Source organism: Allobacillus halotolerans, assembly GCF_018967645.1.
Classification (GTDB): domain Bacteria; phylum Bacillota; class Bacilli; order Bacillales; family Alkalibacillaceae; genus Allobacillus; species Allobacillus halotolerans.
This window is the reverse complement of sequence record NZ_JAHLZF010000041.1, coordinates 1-2,270: the sequence shown is the minus strand read 5'-3', so window position 1 is coordinate 2,270 and position 2,270 is coordinate 1. Positions and strand designations below refer to the sequence as shown.

The following is a 2,270-nucleotide window of genomic DNA, read 5'->3' as shown; positions in this document are numbered from 1 at the left end:
TAAGGTGCGTTTAAGGCTTCTAACAACGCCCAGCCACCACGTACTCTTTTTGCAACCATTCCAGGAGTTAACCCGTTCTTTTTTATCAATTCATTTTCATGTTCGGTAAATTTATATGGTTTACCGTTAATCTTCACGACACTCATTTATTCCACCTCTACATTTACATTTCTAATTTTTAAATTGTCATACTCTAGTAATTCGTCTGGATTGTTATATAAGTAATCTGCCAGCGCTTCTTTTTCGATATCCACATCATCAAAATACTGATATTCAACTTCTGTAGGTATCCTTATATCAATCGTTGCGTTTATATATGCTTGCTGTTGCATTAGATCACTTCCTCAACTCGCATGATTATTTTTGGTTCTAGTCCATAACGCTTTGAGCTAGTTATTTCTGTAATTTGGTTATCGTCTTTCCACACATGACCATTACATGCGTCTAATACTGTTTTAATTAAGTTATCGATATCCGGCTTAGTCACTTTATACTGTCCAACCATTTCACTTTTCTTTTTCTTCGACCATGATTTAAGTAATGGAAAGTAAAAGTCTAATTCGATTTTTAGTGCGCGCTCTAGATTTAACTTAGGCATTTGCCCTTGTATATACGCTTTATGATTTGTATAAGCTGTTGGCATGTATGTTTGAACAAATCTACCTGTATTACGAAAGCGTGGACGAGGCGAGCCCATAGGTGCCTCGAACGTTTCGTTAAATTTAATTTCTATTTCCATGTGCCACCTCTAAATATCAAATATCGTTGCTTGTAACCCTAGCTCTTGCTCATATAAAAGCCCGTGAGCGCCTTTGAATCGTTTTAGGTCACTATCAGCCATGATTTTCTTTTCGTCGCTGAAATGGGCTCCTGTGAGCGAATAAACTTCATTTACGTTGTCTTTATACTTGATGACCTTAATATCTTCCGTGCCATCTTCTCGGTATAAGTAATATTTTTCTTTCGGCATTTTTAACACTCCTTAATATTCGACGATAGCGGGGCGTGTATGACGTTCTGCAAGTTTTTGGATAAATAGGTCGTACAACCTATTTTCATCGCCCTGTGCCTCATCTATGAGTTTCTGAGCGTACATATCTGAACACTCAAGTTTAGTTTTTAAAAATTCTTTGGTTACCATGCATCTCGCTCCCTGAAATCGTCTCCGATTACTCTTACTTTTCTCGCATTGTGTTTCATTCTTGAATTGATACGTTGCCAGTTCATATTTTGATTTAGTTCTTTATCACTAAAGTTAGTTGTAAAGATGTTGTTTTTACCTACTCTGTTATCAACAATGCTGAAAAGTTTATTTAAAGTGTGCTCTGTGTTTTCTACACCCATATCATCTAGTACAAGTAAATCAATATCACTTAGCAATCTGACTAGCTCGTCTGTAGTCTCTACTGCATTTTTGTTGTATGTCGCTTTGATACGATCCATCAACATTGGTATGTGCATAAAAGCAACCGTATGCCCTTTAGCTTTGACTGCTTTTGCGATAGCGTATGCTAGGTGGCTTTTACCAGTTCCGTATGAACCTTGCAATATTAATGATTTTGGTTCTTTTGTAGAGAAGCCTTGTACGTACTCTATTGCTGTTTGTTTAGCGTGTACTTGTTTTTCATTTTGTGGCTTGTAGTTTTTGACTGTTGCATCTCTTAAAGACGGATTAACGTTTGATTGATTGAATATGTTGTTTATCTTCCGTTGCTTGTTTCGCTTATATTCCTCATAGATTTCACATTTGCAACCGTCTTTATACTCGTAACCATTCGGGTGTTTTTTAGTAGGAGCAAACTTATATAAGTCGTATTCACTTCCACATCTCTCACATTTCAATCCTTTTTCGACATGAGTAGGTTGATATTTTTTCAAGCTTTCGTTTATCTTTTCGCTGAATAGTGGTTTCATAATATCCCCCTAATCCCAATAACTTTCGTCGTACTTCATGCGTTCCAATTGATCCGTGCCAGTTGGTTGTATTTTTTGATTGAGGTACCCCTCAAATTTACTGCCAAAAAGTGTTTCTGGTCTAAGGTATTTATCGCTATCCGTGTTTAACCATTCAGCTGTTTTGATATCAATCACCTTTTTAAAATCCTCCAACCTAAAATCTTGATTCCATCTTGCTTTAATAAAATCTTTTGTTTTAGCTGTATTATGTTTAAAATGCTTTCCTGCTTTTTTATTTAAGTATTCGATAATTTCTTTATAGGGAATGGAATACACAGTCGGGTTGCCCGACAATATACTTCCATCATTATTAG

7 protein-coding genes are annotated in these 2,270 nt (G+C 36.1%); all 7 read right to left on the bottom strand.

Going from position 1 to position 2,270, the window contains the following annotated elements:
* A partial coding sequence (locus KQ486_RS13840) for an SA1788 family PVL leukocidin-associated protein (RefSeq protein ID WP_276516872.1) occupies window positions 1-146 on the bottom strand: 146 nt, incomplete at its 3' end.
* Window positions 147-332, bottom strand: coding sequence for a DUF3113 family protein (locus KQ486_RS13835; protein ID WP_001187264.1), 186 nt, complete (start codon window positions 330-332; stop codon window positions 147-149).
* Complete coding sequence (locus KQ486_RS13830; RefSeq protein WP_000401950.1) at window positions 332-739, bottom strand: RusA family crossover junction endodeoxyribonuclease; 408 nt, start codon at window positions 737-739, stop codon at window positions 332-334. The genes KQ486_RS13835 and KQ486_RS13830 overlap by 1 nt, the downstream gene beginning before the upstream one ends.
* A 9-nt stretch (window positions 740-748) precedes the next feature.
* Entirely contained in the window at window positions 749-970 is a 222-nt protein-coding gene (locus tag KQ486_RS13825) for a DUF3269 family protein (RefSeq protein ID WP_001123684.1), read from the bottom strand.
* 12 nt (window positions 971-982) lie between these two features.
* A complete protein-coding gene (locus KQ486_RS13820) occupies window positions 983-1,141 on the bottom strand; it encodes a hypothetical protein (protein WP_000256597.1) in 159 nt (52 codons plus the stop codon).
* Window positions 1,135-1,914 (bottom strand): ATP-binding protein, encoded by a 780-nt coding sequence (locus KQ486_RS13815; RefSeq protein WP_000803062.1) that lies wholly within the window; start codon window positions 1,912-1,914, stop codon window positions 1,135-1,137. Before KQ486_RS13815 ends, KQ486_RS13820 begins: the two co-directional genes overlap by 7 nt.
* A gap of 9 nt (window positions 1,915-1,923) precedes the next feature.
* On the bottom strand, window positions 1,924-2,270 hold a 347-nt coding region (locus tag KQ486_RS13810; protein WP_216687980.1), incomplete at its 5' end, for a conserved phage C-terminal domain-containing protein.

Excerpts from the sequence above, each read along its gene's own strand:
- KQ486_RS13835 (WP_001187264.1), bottom strand. The coding sequence starts at position 332 with ATGCAACAGCAAGCATATATAAACGCAACGATTGATATAAGGATACCT.
- KQ486_RS13815 (WP_000803062.1), bottom strand. The coding sequence starts at position 1,914 with ATGAAACCACTATTCAGCGAAAAGATAAACGAAAGCTTGAAAAAATAT.
- KQ486_RS13825 (WP_001123684.1), bottom strand. The coding sequence starts at position 970 with ATGCCGAAAGAAAAATATTACTTATACCGAGAAGATGGCACGGAAGAT.
- KQ486_RS13830 (WP_000401950.1), bottom strand. The coding sequence starts at position 739 with ATGGAAATAGAAATTAAATTTAACGAAACGTTCGAGGCACCTATGGGC.
- KQ486_RS13820 (WP_000256597.1), bottom strand. The coding sequence starts at position 1,141 with ATGGTAACCAAAGAATTTTTAAAAACTAAACTTGAGTGTTCAGATATG.